At 61.2% G+C, this 16889-nt stretch carries 16 protein-coding genes; 7 read left to right on the forward strand and 9 right to left on the reverse strand.

The window, feature by feature from the left end:
* The first annotated feature begins 110 nt into the window (after window positions 1–110).
* Window positions 111–704 (forward strand): NAD(P)H-dependent oxidoreductase, encoded by a 594-nt coding sequence (locus ACLKMW_RS08715; RefSeq protein ID WP_415724039.1) that lies wholly within the window; start codon window positions 111–113, stop codon window positions 702–704.
* Window positions 705–939: 235 nt separating this feature from the next.
* Here the strand turns inward: ACLKMW_RS08715 and ACLKMW_RS08720 are convergent, their stop codons facing one another.
* Window positions 940–1788, reverse strand: coding sequence for a universal stress protein (locus tag ACLKMW_RS08720; protein WP_415724041.1), 849 nt, complete (start codon window positions 1786–1788; stop codon window positions 940–942).
* A 388-nt stretch (window positions 1789–2176) separates the two neighbouring features.
* Between ACLKMW_RS08720 and ACLKMW_RS08725 the strand changes: the two genes are divergently transcribed.
* Window positions 2177–2494, forward strand: a complete 318-nt coding sequence (locus ACLKMW_RS08725; RefSeq protein ID WP_415724043.1) for a c-type cytochrome — start codon at window positions 2177–2179, stop codon at window positions 2492–2494.
* 154 nt (window positions 2495–2648) lie between these two features.
* Window positions 2649–3485, forward strand: a complete 837-nt coding sequence (locus ACLKMW_RS08730) for a universal stress protein (RefSeq protein WP_415724045.1) — start codon at window positions 2649–2651, stop codon at window positions 3483–3485.
* Window positions 3486–3574: 89 nt separating this feature from the next.
* Here ACLKMW_RS08730 and ACLKMW_RS08735 read toward each other — a convergent pair whose 3' ends face one another.
* From ACLKMW_RS08735 to ACLKMW_RS08750, 4 genes are all read right to left on the reverse strand, one after another.
* A complete protein-coding gene (locus tag ACLKMW_RS08735; protein ID WP_415724047.1) occupies window positions 3575–3961 on the reverse strand; it encodes a hypothetical protein in 387 nt (128 codons plus the stop codon).
* 210 nt (window positions 3962–4171) lie between these two features.
* Window positions 4172–4618 (reverse strand): universal stress protein, encoded by a 447-nt coding sequence (locus tag ACLKMW_RS08740; RefSeq protein ID WP_415724049.1) that lies wholly within the window; start codon window positions 4616–4618, stop codon window positions 4172–4174.
* Between the two features lie 407 nt (window positions 4619–5025).
* Window positions 5026–5727, reverse strand: coding sequence for a CBS domain-containing protein (locus ACLKMW_RS08745; RefSeq protein WP_415724051.1), 702 nt, complete (start codon window positions 5725–5727; stop codon window positions 5026–5028).
* A 383-nt stretch (window positions 5728–6110) separates the two neighbouring features.
* Window positions 6111–6545 (reverse strand): thioredoxin family protein, encoded by a 435-nt coding sequence (locus tag ACLKMW_RS08750; protein WP_415724111.1) that lies wholly within the window; start codon window positions 6543–6545, stop codon window positions 6111–6113.
* Between ACLKMW_RS08750 and ACLKMW_RS08755 the strand changes: the two genes are divergently transcribed.
* Together ACLKMW_RS08755 and ACLKMW_RS08760 are read left to right on the forward strand one after the other, a co-directional pair.
* Window positions 6514–7230: an HPF/RaiA family ribosome-associated protein gene (locus ACLKMW_RS08755; protein ID WP_415724053.1), complete on the forward strand. Its 717-nt coding sequence runs from the start codon at window positions 6514–6516 to the stop codon at window positions 7228–7230. The two genes, ACLKMW_RS08750 and ACLKMW_RS08755, sit on opposite strands and share 32 nt — an antisense overlap.
* A gap of 82 nt (window positions 7231–7312) precedes the next feature.
* Complete coding sequence (locus ACLKMW_RS08760; RefSeq protein WP_415724055.1) at window positions 7313–7738, forward strand: host attachment protein; 426 nt, start codon at window positions 7313–7315, stop codon at window positions 7736–7738.
* Window positions 7739–8018: 280 nt separating this feature from the next.
* On the opposite strand, the gene ACLKMW_RS08765 is transcribed toward ACLKMW_RS08760, so the two are convergent.
* Together ACLKMW_RS08765 and cysQ are read right to left on the reverse strand one after the other, a co-directional pair.
* The gene (locus ACLKMW_RS08765; RefSeq protein WP_415724057.1) at window positions 8019–9542 is read right to left on the reverse strand and encodes a bifunctional aminoglycoside phosphotransferase/ATP-binding protein; all 1524 of its coding nucleotides are present in this window, start codon (window positions 9540–9542) and stop codon (window positions 8019–8021) included.
* 11 nt (window positions 9543–9553) lie between these two features.
* Window positions 9554–10546 carry a 3'(2'),5'-bisphosphate nucleotidase CysQ gene (gene cysQ / locus ACLKMW_RS08770; protein ID WP_415724059.1) on the reverse strand — a complete coding sequence of 331 codons (993 nt, stop codon included), beginning with the start codon at window positions 10544–10546 and terminating at the stop codon, window positions 9554–9556.
* Here cysQ and groL point away from each other — a divergent pair.
* Both groL and ACLKMW_RS08780 read left to right on the forward strand, forming a co-directional pair.
* Complete coding sequence (groL, locus tag ACLKMW_RS08775) at window positions 10538–12160, forward strand: chaperonin GroEL (protein ID WP_415724061.1); 1623 nt, start codon at window positions 10538–10540, stop codon at window positions 12158–12160. The genes cysQ and groL overlap by 9 nt on opposite strands.
* A 55-nt stretch (window positions 12161–12215) precedes the next feature.
* Window positions 12216–13220 carry a ribose-phosphate diphosphokinase gene (locus ACLKMW_RS08780; protein WP_415724063.1) on the forward strand — a complete coding sequence of 335 codons (1005 nt, stop codon included), beginning with the start codon at window positions 12216–12218 and terminating at the stop codon, window positions 13218–13220.
* Here ACLKMW_RS08780 and ACLKMW_RS08785 read toward each other — a convergent pair.
* Both ACLKMW_RS08785 and mgtA read right to left on the reverse strand, forming a co-directional pair.
* Window positions 13148–14083: a hypothetical protein gene (locus tag ACLKMW_RS08785; RefSeq protein WP_415724065.1), complete on the reverse strand. Its 936-nt coding sequence runs from the start codon at window positions 14081–14083 to the stop codon at window positions 13148–13150. The genes ACLKMW_RS08780 and ACLKMW_RS08785 overlap by 73 nt on opposite strands.
* Window positions 14084–14252: 169 nt before the next feature.
* Window positions 14253–16841, reverse strand: coding sequence for a magnesium-translocating P-type ATPase (mgtA, locus tag ACLKMW_RS08790; RefSeq protein ID WP_415724066.1), 2589 nt, complete (start codon window positions 16839–16841; stop codon window positions 14253–14255).
* Window positions 16842–16889 lie beyond the last annotated feature (48 nt).

Consider the following 16889-nt stretch of genomic DNA (forward strand, 5'->3'; position numbering starts at 1 on the left):
CGTTGCTTTGGTACCACTTCTTGTGCCGTCACGCGGTCGGCGACACTGGAGAATGGCTTTTTGCACAAGCGAAGACTGTCTAATGTGACATCATTACTTGGAGAATTGCCATGCCGCGTCGCATTCTTGTCATTGTGGGTCATCCCGACAGCAATCCGAAGCGCCTGTGCCGAGCACTCGCCGACAGCTATGCGGAGGGCGCTCGCTCGGCCGGGCACGAAGTTCGCCAGATCGACATCGCAAAGCTCGACATTCCGCTGCTGCGCTCGGTGGAAGAATTCCAGCATGGCATGATCCCGCCCGACTTGCGGGATGCCGCCGAGGCAATCAAGCGGGCCGAGCACATCGTCTTCGTCTTCCCGCTATGGCTCGGCACCATGCCGGCGCTGCTCAAGGCCTTCCTGGAGCAGATAATGCGCCCCGGCCTGGCGTTCGCCTATCCGGAAACGGGCAAGGACGGCTTCGCCAAGACCCTGCTGAAGGGTCGCTCGGCTCGCGTCCTCGTCACCATGGGCATGCCGGCGCCGATCTACCGGCTCTGGTATCTCGGCCATGGCATTGCCGGCATGCGACGCAACATCCTCAATTTCGTCGGCATCAGCCCTGTGCGGGAAACCCTTTATGGACTGGTGGAGGCCGTCAGCGACGCAAGGCGGAAGAAATGGATTGCGGCCGTGCGTACCCTTGGAGAGCGGGCGGGCTGATCCGGCGGGATCCGGAACGATCACGACAGCGTCCGGGCGATCACCTTGTCATCCCGGCGCTAATGGTGCCCTGCGCGAAATCGTAGCTGCATCGCGACTTGCTAGTGGTATCTCATCTGGTCATGCCGGGCAGCGCCGAGGTTGGACGCTTTGATCCCCGGTCAAGAATGGGACTCTGCGTGGACAGCGCGAAGTCTTACGTCGGCTCCGTTGCAATCGCATCGATCCTTAGACTTCAGTTGGCGATCAAGCGGTTGATTGAACTGTCCTGTAGCAGTGAGCGTGTTACCCCACCAAACGCCCATTCGCGCAACCGACTGTGGCCATAGCCGCCTGAGACGATCAGGTCTGCACCGGTTTCCACGGTTACCTGCAACAGCGCTTCGGCAATATTGGCCCCTCCGGCCTCCAGCATTTGCGAACGTGCCTTGACCCCGTGCTTCATCAGGAAACGCACAACGTCAGCGGCGCTTTCCCTCGTTTGCGCTCGATCACTTTCCTCAATCGACGCGACCAGGACCTGGCGCGCGTTGGTCAGAAACGGCATCGCATCGACGACCGCGCGCCGCGCCTCGCGCGAATCCTTCCATGCGACAAGGACGTTTTCCGCGGTCAGCGGCCGATAGCCATCTGAGGCGAAGAGGACCGGCCGGCCGGCCGAAAGAATAAGCTCACCCGGATCTATCGTGCGTAGGCGATCTTTCGGTGAATGGCCGACGGGACCGACGACCAGCAAGTCAGCAGCGCGGGCATAGAGGGCAAGAAACCGTGTCGGCTCGCCAACCGTGCCCCGCCATGACGCGCGGTTACTGTCTTGCGTGAGATCATGGAACTCGGATTTCAGAGTTTTCAGTCGCTCTTCGATTTGTTCGACTTGGTTGCGCATTGCCTCTGCTGAAATGCTTCCATCGCCGTCCGCCGGTCTCACCAGGAATGGTTCGGCCGCAGCAAATGCGATCAGATCAGCTTCGAGGTTCTGGGCAAGCTCCCAGGCAAAAGTTAACCGTGGCGTTGCCGGTGCATCGATATCGAGTTGAACCATGATTGTGTTGTAGATCATCGTCTTGGCCTCTGTTCGGTTCATTATGCTCATCACCAAATGGCGGCAGTGGCCTTGATGTCGGTCAAATTATACCCAACTGACGGGGTCAGGGATGTTGTCTCCCTATGATCGTCATGTGACAACAGAGCGTCCGGGTCGTCCGCCTTCGCGCCCTGGATATACCCGTGGTCCTATCCGGATCAGCTACACCTGGGTCCTAACATGGCATCCAGAATAGGAGCTGCGTCTTGGCATTGCCTTGGGCCATCCTTGCCATTGCGCCGCGGGAACCGGAAGTTGCTGTCGCCAAAGTGATCGTCTCCATTCATCTCCCACAATCGATGGCATCCGTGCGGCTGCCTTGCGATAGATCAAGGCGCAGCGATGCCATTCATTGGAAAAGGGGGCCGTCTACCGTGGGACATGATGCATGTGCAAATTCCTCGTGGCCGCCATCGCCGTTCTTTTCGCCGGTTCTGCGAGCGCTGACGACGGCCGTCAGCGCTCCTACGGCGAGATGTCGGTCAAGCAGAACTGCTCTCGGTGCCACGCCGTGGCATTGACCGACGAGAGTGCACATCCGGAGGCGCCGGCCTTCCGCAACCTCTCGCAACGTTACCCGATAGAGGCGCTCGCAGAAGCATTGGCCGAAGGTATCTCGGTAGGCCATCCGGACATGCCCGAATTCAGGGCCGAACCGGAAGAAATCGGTGCGATCATTGCCTATATCGAAAGCCTTCAGAGATGACGGAGGACGACGCGGCGTAGCCCCGCGATCGTTCAATTCCTTGGCCATACGGTTTGAGGGAGATCAAGGCAGCCACCCAGCCGATCATGATATAAAATGAGATGACGGCTGCCGGGTCAGCCGGACTCTCGTGCTCCTCAGAGGAGAGACACCTTTGAAACTCCAGGCCTTCGTTCCCTTCGCCACCTATCCAGAAGCAAACGCGGACGCGCTCGCCGCCCATGCGGCCGCTGTGGCGGCCGGGATCGGCGCGGTCATCCGGGCGGTGGCCATCAATGCCGACATCCCCGATGTGTCCAATGCGCTTTCCAAACTGTTGCTCGACACGCCGGAACTGATCCGGCAAGCCGAAGCGGCGAGCCGCCAACAGGGCCAGCATCTGCTTGCGCTCGTCAAGGAGAAGTCGGGCTTGGCCGGTGTCGACCTCACGATTGCTGTCGTCAACGCCCCGATTGCGGCGCTGGGAGAGGCCGCGGCGCTGCAAGCCCGCTATAGCGACCTCAGCCTGGTCGGCTGGGAGGCCGGCAACACGACCTCGCGCGCAATCGCCGAAGCCGTCGTCTTCGGTTCGGGAAGGCCGGCAATCCTGTTGCCGGAGCTATGGGAGCCTTCGCCTTTCGATCATCTCGCCATCGCTTGGGACGGCAGCCGTGTCGCCGCGCGTGCGGTCGCCGACGCCCGGCTGTTCCTAGAGCGTGCGGCGCGCATATCCGTCCTCACCGTCGTTGATGAGAAACCGCTGAAGGAGAAGGCGGCCGGCGAGCGGCTCGCCACCGCCTTGCGCGAGCGGGGGCTGAACGCCGAAGGCGCGGAGATCATGGCGCAGGATTGCCCCATCGCCGAGACGCTGCAGCAGACGGCCATCGAGAAGGGCGGCCAGCTGCTCGTCATGGGCGGCTACGGGCATTCGCGCCTGCGCGATTTCATCCTTGGCGGCGCGACGCAGGGCGTGCTCTCCGACCTGTTGATGCCAGTCCTTCTGTCGCACTGACACTTGGCAAAAGATACGCGTGGCTGCGGCGTCAAGGTCGGGCCTGCTGTGCCGAAGCAGGACTACACAGGGCCCGATCGCAACGTTTTTCAGGGCTTCTCGACGCGCGCGACCTGATAGGTATGCATCCTGCCCTGGCGGCCTAGCGAGACATATTCGCCGGTGACGAAGCGTTCCTCGCCGAGGCGGAAGCCGATCTCGTCGTCGCGCTCGCCATCCTCGTAGTCGAAATACCATTGGCCGCCGGGCTTGCGCCGCAGCCGTCCGATGCGCTCGTCCTCGCCAATGCCGAACCGGCGCACGCGGCAGCGGGCCTGCTGGGTCTTCCACTCGGCGGCGTCTATGCGGCCATCGGCATCCAGGGGCACGAGCAGGTCATAGCCTTCATCCCTGCTGCCGGCCGGATTGTCCCGCTCACGTGCCAGCAACAGCCTGACATGCCGGAAACCGGGGCTCAGTTCGCTTGCCGATGCCATGTTGACCTCTCTCCTGACCCACGGCCGACCCGAAACCGAGCGAGTCGTGCCGACGATGCCTATTCTGGTTCGAGGCTATACCAGGACGTCCGGCAATGATTTGATCGGGGTCAACAAGCGGATACTCGGACATGAAGAGCTGGGCTGCAGGCTGGACCTGCAGCTGGCCGTTCGTTGACATGGTCTCGCCGAGCCCGCTCGGGGCAAACCCTATCTGATCACCAGCACGGGAAGCGTCGTGCTCGCAAGCACTTCCGCCGTCTGGCTGCCGAGCAGCATCCTCTGTATGCCCCGCCGACCATGCGACGACATCACGATAAGGTCGCAGCCCTTCAGCCTTGCTACCCGGACGATGGCTTCTGCAGGAAATTCGTCCACGTCATGTATCAGTTCTACGGTCGCCCCGTGACGCGAGGCAGCTTGCTCGATGCTCTGATAGCGTTCCTTCATGGCATCGTCGATCTGCTGATCGTAGCGGGCGACGGGATCGTGGATGCCTCCTTCCACCGCCGCCTGCGCTGCGGCCGGCTGCAAGGGTTCGGTGACGCTGAGAACGGTTGCCTTGGAGCCAAGCTTTGCGGCGAGCGCCAGTCCCTGGTCGACTCCCTTTTGAGCTAGCTCCGAGCCATCGGTTGCAATCAATACATGCTTGTACATCGTTTTCTCCTGCTGACGGGATTGTGTCTGATACTATCTGCTTTGCACCACAACGGAAGCGCGGGACACGCGGCCGGAGGAGCGGATACCAGTTGCCTTTTGCCTGCGAGATCATCGATCCGGTTTGAGCGAAACCTATCGGTCCCGCTTTGATTCGCATCAATGAGGTGAAACAGCAGGGGCCGTCCTCCGGGCGCGGTGACCCCTGGGGCAGCCCCAAGGCACAGGGCGGAGGCGACGGCTCGATCGCCGCAGTGGCAACTCCAATGGCCGACGTTATGCTCGGTTCTTGGAGGTAGCGTTATGCGCAAGTTGCAATCAACACATCATGACAGAACGCTCTGCGTGTCCCAGAACCATCACCGGTGGAGCACGAGTGTAAAAAGAACCGGAAACGAGCATTCGCGTCATCGAGAATGTGATGGCGCATCTCGGTCCCCCGCACCGGAGGTGTCGGAGGCCAGCCGGAGATGAGTGATCACCTGCTTGACACCCGACGTGTTCTCCGCGGCCACTCGGATAGCCGCCCGCACACGTTCGCTCGCCACGCTTCCGGTCAATTCTACGACGCCATCACATACTGAGACGTCAACCACCGGCCGAGGCGACCACCTCTTGCCACTGATTTCCCGCAGGATCTCTCGGCGGATGGTGATGTCTTCGGCCCTCGGACCCTGCACATTGTCGAGGCGGCCGAGGAGGGGGCGCAGGAAGTCAGCTCGGCTAACCATCCCCATCACTTTTCCGTCTCGGGTGACGGGCAGCCGCTTTACACCTTCGCGGACCATCAGTGCGGTGATGTCATGTAGCGAAGTATCCGGTGCAACGCTGAAGACCTGCCGGGTCATTACGTCTCCGACCTTACGTCCGCGGCTTTGCGCATATTCCTCTGCCGATTCGTCCGCCGTAAGCCACAGGTTGATCCAGTTTGCGTGCCTTGGCGCCGTGCCGATCTCCGGTCGACAAAGAAGATCCCGCTCCGTAACAATGCCGACAAGAGCACCGTCGTTGTCGATGACAGGCAATCCGCTGACGCGATGTTCAAGCATCAAGCGGGCGGCATCGGCAACCAGGGTCTGTGGGGTGACCGTCAAGGTTGCCGTGGTCATGATGTCTCGGGCTTGCATTGCAGCGTCCTTTCTCATCGGCAACCGGTCGTTCGACGCGATCGGCCGTCAAAGGACGGCGCGTCTACGCCAAGAAACGTGTGGACCTTCGCGCCAGTCCTACAAGCACGGTGTGCCCGCAACGAATCGTGCCTCATAAGATTGAACCCGGCGGAAATGTCGGCACCGAGCTGTCCAGAGAATATTGACCGTCGGAAACGAGCCCGCCTTGCGTCAGATCAAACTTTTCGGGCGGCCCGGGCGAGGCCTCTCGCCGACGCTTCGGCGGCCGCACCGGCATGCCTTGCTATCGAAGTCGACTTAGTCCTCTGAACACCGTCAATTGCCCGAGCCAAGTGAATCTCGGGCAAGGGCGTGTGCAGCAGTCAGGCTGCCGCGGTTGGCAGCCGCTCGCGCACCCAGCGGATGATCCGCCCGGCCGACATGGCTCCGGACACGCGCCCGAGTTCCCTACCGCCGCAAAACAAAACCATCGTCGGTATGCTGCGGATGCCGAGTTCTGTCGAGGCAGACTGCTCGACGTCGGAGTTGAGCTTCAGCAGAACGACGTCCGGCTCCAGTTCCCGTGCTGCCGCCTCGTAGGCGGGGGTCATTATTTGACAGGGGCCGCACCACGGTGTCCACACATCCACCAGCACGGGAAAGGTCGTCCGCTCCATATGACGCCTGAGAATTGCGCCGTCCACGTCCTGCGGACGTGCCTTGAAAAGAATGCCTCCGCACTTTCCGCATTTTGCCGAAGTCGCGGACCGCACCGGAGGTAGGCGGTTGACGCTGCCGCACTGGTTGCAGACGATCATCCTCTCGCTCACTTTTCCTCTCCATGTACGCGGCACAAAGATGACCTGCGCCTCCGCGGACGCATTGATGCGGATCAATGCGCCGGGCGAGACGCTGGTCAATGATCGCATTCATATTTTGCAGGAACGATCCAGGATGGAGAGCGAGCCGCAGATCAACTTCCGCGGAATGGAACCTTCCCCATCGGTGGAGGAAGTGGTGCGCGAAAGGATCGCCCGCCTGGGCCGTTTCCATGACCGGATCACCTTTTGTGCGGTCGTGATTGAAGCCCCTCATCGGCACGGCCGTCAAGGCAAGCTCTATCGCGTCCTAGTCGACATCGCCGTGCCCGGTGCGGCGATCGTCACCGGCATGTCTCGGAGGAACCATGACCACGAGGATGTTTATGTCGCCATCCGGGATAGCTTCGATGCCGCACAACGCAAGCTCGAGGATTTCGTCCGGAAAAATAGCGGCTATCGGGTCAAAACGCATCCAGAGACTCTTCACGGGACGCTCGCAAGGCTCATGCTCGGCGAAGGCTACGGCTTCATCCTTGCACAAGACGGTCACGAGTTCTTCTTCCGTCGGGAGAACATGACGTCCCAGAAGGAGTGGTCAGTCCTGTCCGAGGGCAGGGAGGTCCGCTTTTCCGAACACGACGGTGCGCGGGGTCCTTATGCTTCGGCCGTTACGGTTGCATGATGAAGCCTCTTGGGAGTCGTTGAGGTCGAGAAGCGAACGCCAACAGAGAGATTTGCAAGCGATGAAAGAGAAAACGACCTGGGTGCTGCTGGCGGACGGAGCGCGCGCGCGTATCGTTCGCCAGATTAATCTCAAAGACGAAGAGCAGGTTGAGGATCTGGTGTTTGAGATCGACCACAAGCAGTTGGGCGAGATCATGTCCGACAGGCCAGGGCGCAGCTTCGCCTCGGAAGGGAAGAGGCGATCTGCGCTTGAGTATCATTCGGAACCCGAAAAGGACCAGGAGGCCCGGTTCGCAGAAACTCTGGTTGCGGAACTGGAACAGCGCTTCCTTGCCCATGAGTTCCAGCGACTCGCGATCGTCGCCGAGCCACGGATGCTTGGCGTTTTGCGCCGGAAGCTGTCGCCGACGCTTCAACCAACCGTCGTGGTTGAAGTGGCGAAGGATCTGACGAAAGTGCCGCGGCAGGAACTTACTGCAGCGATCGGCCAGCTCGGCATAAAATAGGGCGTCACGGGCAAGATGAGGCGTATCGGGCGGTCGATTTGCACTCGGTCCGAGAAGATCGCCGCTGTCCTGGCCCTGGGCCGATCAGGCATTTCTTCCGAGTTTGCAAATATCTGGACCGCTTATCCCGTTCCACTCAAGGGGTACTGTCCAAACAGCACTATCTGAACGAATCCCTGCCGAATTCGATGCGAACCGTGTCGGAGCTTCGCCCATTGCACAGGGGCGAGACGATGGTTCAAGATGGTAGGACTGGTCAGTGGATGCGCGCGCCTTGGCTTCACGCGGCGGCCAAGGCGAGAATATCGGAAACTATCGCGGCCGGAGGTCTGTCAGCCTCGAGGCGATGCCAAGTGACCTGACCGGCATCTCTCTGCAATTGGCGAGACAAGACGTCGACAGTCGCGTCGGAGGGGCCGCCGCGCCGCTGGTCGACACGATGCCACAGCACATCGGGAGAGACTTCCAGCCAGATGCCCAGGAACGGCACATGGCGATCCGTGGCGACCTGCTCGATGCGCGCGCGGTCGCGGGGCCGATCGAACACTGCGTCGACAATCACTGAACCGCTCTCGGCCAGGACAAGGCCTGCCCGCCAGGCCATCTCCCGATAGACCCGCTCAGAGATTTCCGGCCGATAAGCTTTCTCGGGGAGGCGGGTCTCGGGCGACACGCCATGCATCGTCTTGCGGATCCGGTCGCTTTCCAGCATTCGCGCGCCGGGAGGCGCGCCGATATACGCAGCAAGCGCTTCGGTTACAGTCGTTTTGCCTGAACCGCTCAGCCCGCCAATGGCGATGAGAAGCGTGGAACGCGCTTGCAGCAGTTCCGATGCGAGGTCGAAATAGGCATGTGCATCGCGGGTCAGCTTCCCAGACGGGTCGCCGTTTTCTTCTATCAGCGTGGCAAGGACATGAGCACGAACGGCCGCCCTGATCGCCATCAGAAAAGGCAGAAGAACGAACCCGTCTTCATTGTCGGTCTCATCGAGATACCGGTTCGCCACAAGATTGGCGAGTTCCGGGAACCCGCGGTGCCACAGGTCCATGAGCAGAAAGGACACGTCATAGAGCACATCCGTCGTCGCAATCCGCTCATTGAACTCGATGCAATCAAACAGGCAGGGCTGGTTTTCCAGCACGCAGATATTGCGCAGGTGCAGATCGCCATGGCAGCGGCGCACCTTACCGACCGCCTCGCGCTGATCCAATACATCGGCAAGGCGCGACAACGTCGCCCGGAATGCAGCGTCCAGAACGTCGATTTTGTTCTCGTCGAAAACGCGGCTGGTGGCAAAGCCGGCCCTGTTGATGTCGAGCACGCCGGCGAGGTTCGCCGCCCCGCTGCCTGCATGCACGACTGGAGCCTGACTGTGGAAACGCGCGACCATGCGGGCGGTTTTCGTCATTAGATCGGGCGTGAGCCTGCCACCTTCCGCCATGCGATCCAGCAGTTGCGCTTGGTCGAAGCGGTTCATTTCAACGACCGCATCGACCAATTCTCCATTCCCATCGAACGCAAGTCCACCGCCCGGCTCGCGGGTGATCCGCCGGATGCCGAGATAGAGATCCGGCGCAGTGAGTGCATTGAGTTCCACCTCCTTCCGGCAGGCGGCAAGGCGCAGTTCGGGAGCTGAGAAATCGACGTAAGGGAGATGCACCGCCCGTTTCAGCTTGAAGGCTCGGTCACCAGAAAGGAATATCACCGAAATATGTGTCTCAATGATTTCGGCCGGGGCTGCGATGCCGAACGTGAGTGGATCTGCCAGGAAAGCCATTGCTTCAGCCTGGTCGCTAAGAATCAAGGAACGCTCCTTCATTCTCGATCACCAGCAAGGGCCGGATCACGATCCTGGTCCCTACTCCGGCCAGACTGTGCGCCCGCGCAGACAAAGGAGGGATTTTCCCAGTTGGGCTTGCCGTAGACGAGCTGCTTGCCCTCTGTTGTGAGCACAGTGCCGCCAGCTGCTTGAAGGATGGCGTGAGGCGCGGCGGTGTCCCACTCCATTGTACGGCCCGGCCGGACATACAGATCCGCCTTCCCCTCTGCTATCCGACAGAATTTCAGCCCGGAACCCATCCTGACCGTTTCAGCGACCTCGTACCTGGCGAGCATCGACGGGAGGCGCTGATCATTCGCATCATGCCGACTGACCAAGGCGATAGGCCCCTCTCGAGGAACGTCTCGGACTTGAATGGGCATGTCCGTCCCGCCTGTACGTTTCCATGCACCTCGTCCGACGACGCCGGTGAACACTTCATGTCGAGCAGGTGCAGCAACAGCTCCCAATACCACCTCATGGTCTCGAACGAGGCCGATATTGACGACGAACTCATCGAGGTTGGCTGCGAATTCCCGAGTGCCGTCTAATGGATCGACCAACCAGAAGACGCTCGGAATCGGTTCGGCTCGGTTCGTGGTGGATTCCTCGGCGATGGCCGGGATGTCAGGTGTCCGGGTTCTTAATCCGTTGAGAATGGTTCGCTGTGAGATGAGATCGGCGTCCGTCACAGGAGATCGGTCTAGCTTTTCAGAAACCGTGTAGCCGCGTGCGCGGATCGCAAGAATCTCGGCCCCGGCTTGGTCAGCCAGTCGCGCAGCAAGGGTAACGAGATCAAGATCATCCATTTGAAAACAATGGGGCAGCCAATTCTTAACGGCATTGATGGACATCAAATCCGGGGCACGGCGCAGTTGATCCGCATCAATCCCAACGACGCAACGTGATGGCAGAATGACATTCGCAGTTGGAACGGTCTGGCGACCGGGCAGCTTCCGGACGTTCAAGAGGTCGATGAAATGGCTCACAAACAGGTGCTGTTCCGTTCCGAAGCCCGTGAGAAGATTTTGCGGGGCTGTGCGCAGCTTGCCGATGCCGTGCGGGTCACGCTCGGGCCACGCTCGAAATCAGTGCTGATCGAGAGGAAATGGGGCACGCCGATCGTCTGCAACGATGGCGTCACCATTGCAAAGGAGTTCGATCTCAAGGATCCGGAGGAAAATCTCGGGGCGCGGATGCTGAGGCAAGCGGCGGAGAAGACGGGGGATATGGTCGGGGACGGCACCAGCACATCGACAATCCTCGCCCACGCGATGTTCGCCGACGGAGTGCGCAATGTCGTGGCGGGTGCCAGCGCGATCGACATCAAGCGTGGGCTCGACCGGGCTGCGAAACGCGCGGTCGAGGCGCTGAAAGCGATCTCCAAGCCCGTTCAGACGCGGCGGGAGAAAGAGCAGGTCGCGACAATCTCGGCGCATAACGATGCTGGCATCGGTGACCTGATCGGGACAGCGATGGAGAAAGTCGGTGACGAGGGCGTCATCATGGTGGAGGAAGCCAAGACCACCGAGACGGTTCTTGACGTGGTCGAGGGCATGCAGTTCGACCGGGGCTTCCTGTCACCCTATTTCGTGAGCGACATGGACAAGATGGAAGCCGTGCTGGAGGACGCGCTTGTGTTGGTCGTCGATCGCAAGATCAGTTCGCTGAACGATTTGGTCAAGCTGCTCGAAGCGGTTGCCAAGTCGGGCGCCCCTCTGCTCATCGTGGCCGAGGAGGTGGAGGGGGAAGCGCTCGCCACCCTGATTGTCAACCACATCCGCGGGACGCTGAAGAGCTGCGCGGTCAAGGCCCCCGGGTTCGGTGACAGGCGCAAGGCCATGCTCCAGGACATTGCTATTTTGACCGGAGCACAGGTCATTTCCGAGGAACTGGGCATCAAGCTGGAGAACGTGACGATGGAACAGCTCGGCCGCGCCAGGCGTGTTGTGTGCGACAAGGAGAACACGACGATTGTGGGTGGGGCTGGAGACAGCACGGCGATCAAGGCAAGAATCGAGCAGATCAGGCGGGAGATCGAGAATACGACCAGCGATTACGACCGCGAGAAGCTCAGGGAACGGCTTGCGAAGCTGGCCGGAGGCGTTGCGGTGGTCAAGGTCGGCGCGCCGACCGAATCTGAAATGAAGTCGAGGAAAGAGGCGTTAGATGATGCGATCAGCGCCACCAAGGCGGCGGTCGCCGAAGGAATCGTGCCAGGCGGCGGACTGGCGCTGCTGCGCTGCATTGCGGCTGTCGAGAAGGAGGAGAAGCTCGTTGAAGGCGACGAGCGTACCGGCGTGCAGATCCTGAGACGGGCCCTCGAGACCCCGGTGGGTCAGATCGCGGAAAATTCCGCCGTCGATGGTGGGGTGGTGGTCGCGAAAATGCTGGAAGGCAAAGGCAATTTTGGCTTCGATGCGGGGCGCAAGCAATATGTCGATCTGGTCGAGGCAGGCATCATCGATCCGACCAAGGTCGTGCGCGTGGCTCTGGAAAATGCGGTGTCGGTCGCCAGTACGCTTCTTCTCACTGAAGCGACCATGACGGAGATTCCCGAAGAAAAGCCGACGCAACCGATCGGGTCGGATTTGGCAATGTAAGGACGTGCGCGGACCGCAGGCTTGCCGGAGGTCCGCGGTGGGAATTGAGGTATCAATGCGTCTATTCGCTTTGAAGGGGAGTGACAGCCTTGGCATCGCGGTTGCGGGTGCCATGAGTATGGGGCTCGACCCGCATGAGGAACGCGACTTCGAGGACGGTGAGCATAAGGCCCGGCCGCTGGTAAGCGTGCGCGGTGAGGACGTCTATATCGTCCATAGTCTCGCCGGTGACCCTGGCGCGTCTGCCAATGACAAACTCGTCAAGCTCCTGTTCTTCATCGCCACCTGCCGGGAGAACGGCGCCGCCCGCGTAACGGCGATTGTCCCCTATCTCGCTTACGCCCGCAAGGACCGGCAGACAAAGGAACGCGACCCGGTGACGACTCGTTATGTTGCGCAACTCTTCGAGGCGGTCGGCATCGACTGCGTGGCGGCGCTGCAGGTGCACAATTTCGTAGCGTTCCAAAACGCGTTCCGCTGCCGGACAGTCCACCTGGATGCGCGCAAGCTCTTTTGTCCGGCAATCCGGAAGTTGGCTCAGGGCCAGCCGGTCGTGATCTTTTCTCCCGACGGTGGCGGCATAAAGCGAGCGGAGCTGCTCCGGCAATGCTACGAAGCCGAGGCTGGAGGGGAGGTCGGATTTGGCTTCATGGAGAAGCGCCGCAGTCGCGGCGTCGTGTCAGGCGACCTCTTCTCGGGCGACGTGGACGGCAGGGCGGTCTTTCTTGTCGATGACATGATCAGCACCGGCGGCACTATGCTCAGGGCGGCCCATGCATGTCGTACACGCGGCGCGAAAGCAGTTCATGCGATAGCCACTCACGGGCTCTTTGGCATCGGCTCCGACGCTCTCCTGGCGGGAAGCGCTGTAGACCGTATTGTCGTCTCCGACAGCCTTGCGTCCGCGACGAAAGCTGCAGGTGGCCATGAAGTCAAGCTCGAGGTGATCTCGTGCGCATCGCTGATAGCCGAGGCGATCAGACGTCTTCATACGAACGGGGTCGATCTCGGATCTGGTCGGTATGGAAAGCTGAGCTGGTGCTTCGCCAATGCGATGTAGGACAGGGCGAGCGGCTTCCATTTCTCGGGTTGACGCACCGGCGCTTCCAGCAAATGCGCCATGCAAAGACGTGCCCTTAGAAGCATCCGGAAGCCGCCGTAGAATGCAAGAAGATCTCCGTCTGGCCGTCCCCCCAATCTCGCGGCCAACGTATTCAGGAGAAAGGCGCGTATCCACGACCTACCCGAACATTCCAGTCCGATATAATTGACCTCGTCATAAGGGTCCAGGATGCGCATCGGACGGCTGAATTCCAGGCAGTCTATGATCTGGACGGGCTCGCCGAGATTGACGTGTTCCGGCCTCAGGTCACCATGGCCTTCGACAATGTGGCCATCCGCGATCCGTCGCCTGATCTTCGGTTCGATCGATCCAAGTGCCCGGTCGGCGGCATCGAGTACTGGACTGGCAACATCACGCACCCAGAGTTCCGGCAGTTGCAGGGTGGTCCGGTTGACTGCCTGTTCGTCGGCAAGATGCTTGAGATAAAGGCCTCCATCCGCGACCTCGGGCGTGCTGCCCATATAGAAGCGAGCCATAAGCTCGCCGATGCGGCGGACGTCCGCTTCCGACACGCGGCCTTCGCGTAGCCGCACATCCAGCATGTCGGCATGGCGCAGCCGCTTCATTTCCACAAGCCAGTCAATGATCAGGCCGTGGCCGTTCAGCGCAAGGCGGCCTGTCCGGTCCACGCGTAGAGGGATGACCGCGAGATAAGTCTGGCTGGCGAGCCTGCGGTTCAGGCGCAGTTCCTCCTCGCAATAGAAGCGACGGCGGTCCAGCGTGCTGAAATCGAGGAAAGGGTATTTGACCGGCTTCTTGAGCTTGTAGACGCGGTCGTCGGCGAGGAACACCCAAGACATATGGGTTTCCCTTACCTCGACATTGGTCGTCGCATGGGGAAAACTGCCCGGGAACTCAGGAATTCCACCTTTTCCGCAAGTGTTACCATGTGCGTTCCAGGAGCTAAAGAACCAAGGGGGCGATCCAAGGCAGTCCATCATGCACCGACGCCGTTCGCCTTGACGCGTATCAAGGATGGCCTACGGCTCTTCCATAGCGATGCCGCTTCCCCGAGTGGCGCTCGCGCCCGAAAAACCAGACCTTCATCGCTTCCGAAGCTGCCAGGTAGGCTAGGGTGATGGCGGCAAGTCCTGCCGTGATCGGCGTCGACAGCGGTACGAAGCCGAACCAGTGCGCCCCCGGCAGAAAGGGAATGGCGATCGCCAGCACAGCGACCCCCAATGTCAGCCACGAAAGCAGCGCGCTGGGAGCGCTTTTGCAAAGCGGCTTTCGGGTGCGCACGACCAGCACGATGGCCAGCTCCGTCAGGAGAGATTCCATGAACCAGGCGGTCTGGAAGACCTGCGCGGTGGCCTCGGCGAGGAGGATGAGGAAGGCGAAGGTGGCAAAGTCGAATGCCGAGCTGACCAGGCCGAAGGCGATCATGAAACGGCGTACGAAGCCGATGTCCCAGCGTCTCGGCGTCCGCACCAGATCTCCGTCCACATTGTCGGTGGCGATGGCAAGCGACGGGAGGTCTGAGAGGAAATTGTTGAGCAGGATTTGCGGTGCCAGCAGCGGCAGGAACGGCAGCGCGAGCGATGCGAACGCCAGGGAGACCATATTGCCGAAATTGGCGCTGGTGGTGATGGCAATGTATTTCATCGTGTTGGCAAAGGTGCGTCGCCCGTCGTCAATGCCACGCAGGAGGACGTCCAGGTCACGCCGCAGCAGGATCATGTCGGCTGCTTCGCGCGCGACGTCCACAGCGCCATCGACCGAAATTCCAACGTCGGCTTCGTGCAGGGCGGGCGCATCGTTTATTCCGTCGCCGAGATAGCCGACGACATGGCCCCGCCGGCGCAGTGCGGCGATGATGCGTTCCTTCTGGTTGGGGTCGACTTCGGCGAAGATGTCGGTGTGGGCGGCGCGTGCAAACAGCGCCTCTTTCGTCAGTTTCGCCAGTTCCGTGCCTGTGAGGATGTTGCGGTGGGGCAGGCCGACGATCTCGGCCAGATGCGCCGCGACGTGGCGGTTGTCGCCGGAGATCACCTTCACCCTTATTCCCCGGTGGGCCAGCGACTTCAGCGTCTCGGCCATGCCCGCCTTGGGTGGATCGAGGAACAGCAGAAAGCCGGCGAAGGCGAGGTTCACCTCGTCTTCGCGCCGATAGCTGTCGCGCTGCGGGAAATGGCGCACGGCAAGGCCGAGCGCGCGAAAGCCCTGCATGCACCAGTCGCGCACCTTCTCGTCGATGGCCCGCGCTTCGCGTTCGCCCAGCGGCTGTTCACCCGTCCCTGTGAGGACGGACGAACAGGCCTCCAGGACATTCTGGATAGCGCCCTTACAGATCAGGAGGTCGTCACCCGCATCTTTCTGCCGGACGATGACCGACAGTCGCTTGCGGATGAAGTCGTAAGGAATCTCGTCGACCTTGGTATGGGTGGACAGGGCCTCGTCGGGGCGCTTGCTGGCTGCAATCCCTTCGTCCAACGGGTTGGCCATGCCCGATTGCAGCGTCGCGTTGAGCAGCGCCCACTGTCGGACCCGTGGAGAATCTGCGCCCCCCACGTCCCGCCAACCATCGAGGCGGATCGTGCCTTCGGTCAGCGTGCCCGTCTTGTCCGTGCACAGGAGGTCCATGCTGCCGAGGTTCTCGATCGCGTCGAGCCGGCGCACGATGACACCGCGCCCCGCCATCGTGCGCGCGCCACGCGCCAGGGTGACGCTGATTATGGCCGGCAGCAGTTCGGGGGTGAGGCCGACGGCAAGCGCCAGCGAAAACAGCAGCGAGTCGACGGCCGGGCGGTGCAGAAGCAGGTTGGCGAAGAAGACGATGATGACGATGACCAGCATGATCTCCGTCATCAAATATCCAAAGCGGCGGATGCCCCTAGCGAATTCCGTCTCGGGCGCGGCATGGGCGATCGCCCCGGCGATCGCCGCAAATTCGGTGTGCTCGCCAGTGCAAACGGCAACCATTGCCGCCGTCCCGCTGCGGACCGAAGTGCCCGTGAAGACGGCATTCCCGCGCTGGCCAACTTGGGCCTGCGCCGCTGAAATCCCCGGCGCCTTGACGACCGGGAAGGTCTCGCCGGTGAGCGCTGCTTCGCTCACGTTGAAATCGCGCGCCTCCAGGAGCACGCCGTCGGCCGGGACCAGATTTCCGGCCGACAGCCGGATCACGTCACCGGGCACGATCTCCCCGACAGCCACGTTCGCTTCCTCCCCGTCGCGCAGCACTGCCGCCTTGTGCGCAATTTGCGCGGTCAGCGCCTGCATGGCTTTGGAAGCCCCGTATTCCTGCGTGAAAGACAGCACGCAACTGGCCAGCACAATGATCCCGATGATGACCGCCTCGCTGCCTTCACCGACGAAGGCCGACACGATTGCAGCGAAAATCAGGATAAGGACCAGGGGACTCCGGAATTGCTGAAGGAAGGCGACGATGGGGAAGGGGTCGGCTTTGCGGCCGATGAGGTTGGGTCCGGCTTTGCGCAGCCTGACTTGAGCCTCGCTGGAGGAGAGGCCCGACTGGGTGGAACCTAGCCTGGCTAGGACTGTTTCCGCCGGAACCGACCAATAGGCGCAGTCCGCCGAGACTTGTTCCCGCTCCATGATGGGTCAGGCTCCTGGCCAATAATCGTCGATCATGAGCGTGCCTTG

The sequence above is a fragment of the Borborobacter xinjiangensis genome (assembly GCF_047739745.1).
Lineage (GTDB): Bacteria > Pseudomonadota > Alphaproteobacteria > Rhizobiales > Rhizobiaceae > Pseudaminobacter.

Coding starts and splice junctions, on each gene's coding strand:
- groL (WP_415724061.1), top strand. CDS start 10,538: ATGGCTCACAAACAGGTGCTGTTCCGTTCCGAAGCCCGTGAGAAGATT.
- ACLKMW_RS08725 (WP_415724043.1), top strand. CDS start 2,177: ATGTGCAAATTCCTCGTGGCCGCCATCGCCGTTCTTTTCGCCGGTTCT.
- ACLKMW_RS08715 (WP_415724039.1), top strand. CDS start 111: ATGCCGCGTCGCATTCTTGTCATTGTGGGTCATCCCGACAGCAATCCG.
- ACLKMW_RS08780 (WP_415724063.1), top strand. CDS start 12,216: ATGCGTCTATTCGCTTTGAAGGGGAGTGACAGCCTTGGCATCGCGGTT.
- ACLKMW_RS08745 (WP_415724051.1), bottom strand. CDS start 5,727: ATGACCACGGCAACCTTGACGGTCACCCCACAGACCCTGGTTGCCGAT.
- mgtA (WP_415724066.1), bottom strand. CDS start 16,841: ATGGAGCGGGAACAAGTCTCGGCGGACTGCGCCTATTGGTCGGTTCCG.
- ACLKMW_RS08740 (WP_415724049.1), bottom strand. CDS start 4,618: ATGTACAAGCATGTATTGATTGCAACCGATGGCTCGGAGCTAGCTCAA.
- ACLKMW_RS08720 (WP_415724041.1), bottom strand. CDS start 1,788: ATGAACCGAACAGAGGCCAAGACGATGATCTACAACACAATCATGGTT.
- ACLKMW_RS08735 (WP_415724047.1), bottom strand. CDS start 3,961: ATGGCATCGGCAAGCGAACTGAGCCCCGGTTTCCGGCATGTCAGGCTG.
- ACLKMW_RS08750 (WP_415724111.1), bottom strand. CDS start 6,545: ATGATCGTCTGCAACCAGTGCGGCAGCGTCAACCGCCTACCTCCGGTG.
- ACLKMW_RS08785 (WP_415724065.1), bottom strand. CDS start 14,083: ATGTCTTGGGTGTTCCTCGCCGACGACCGCGTCTACAAGCTCAAGAAG.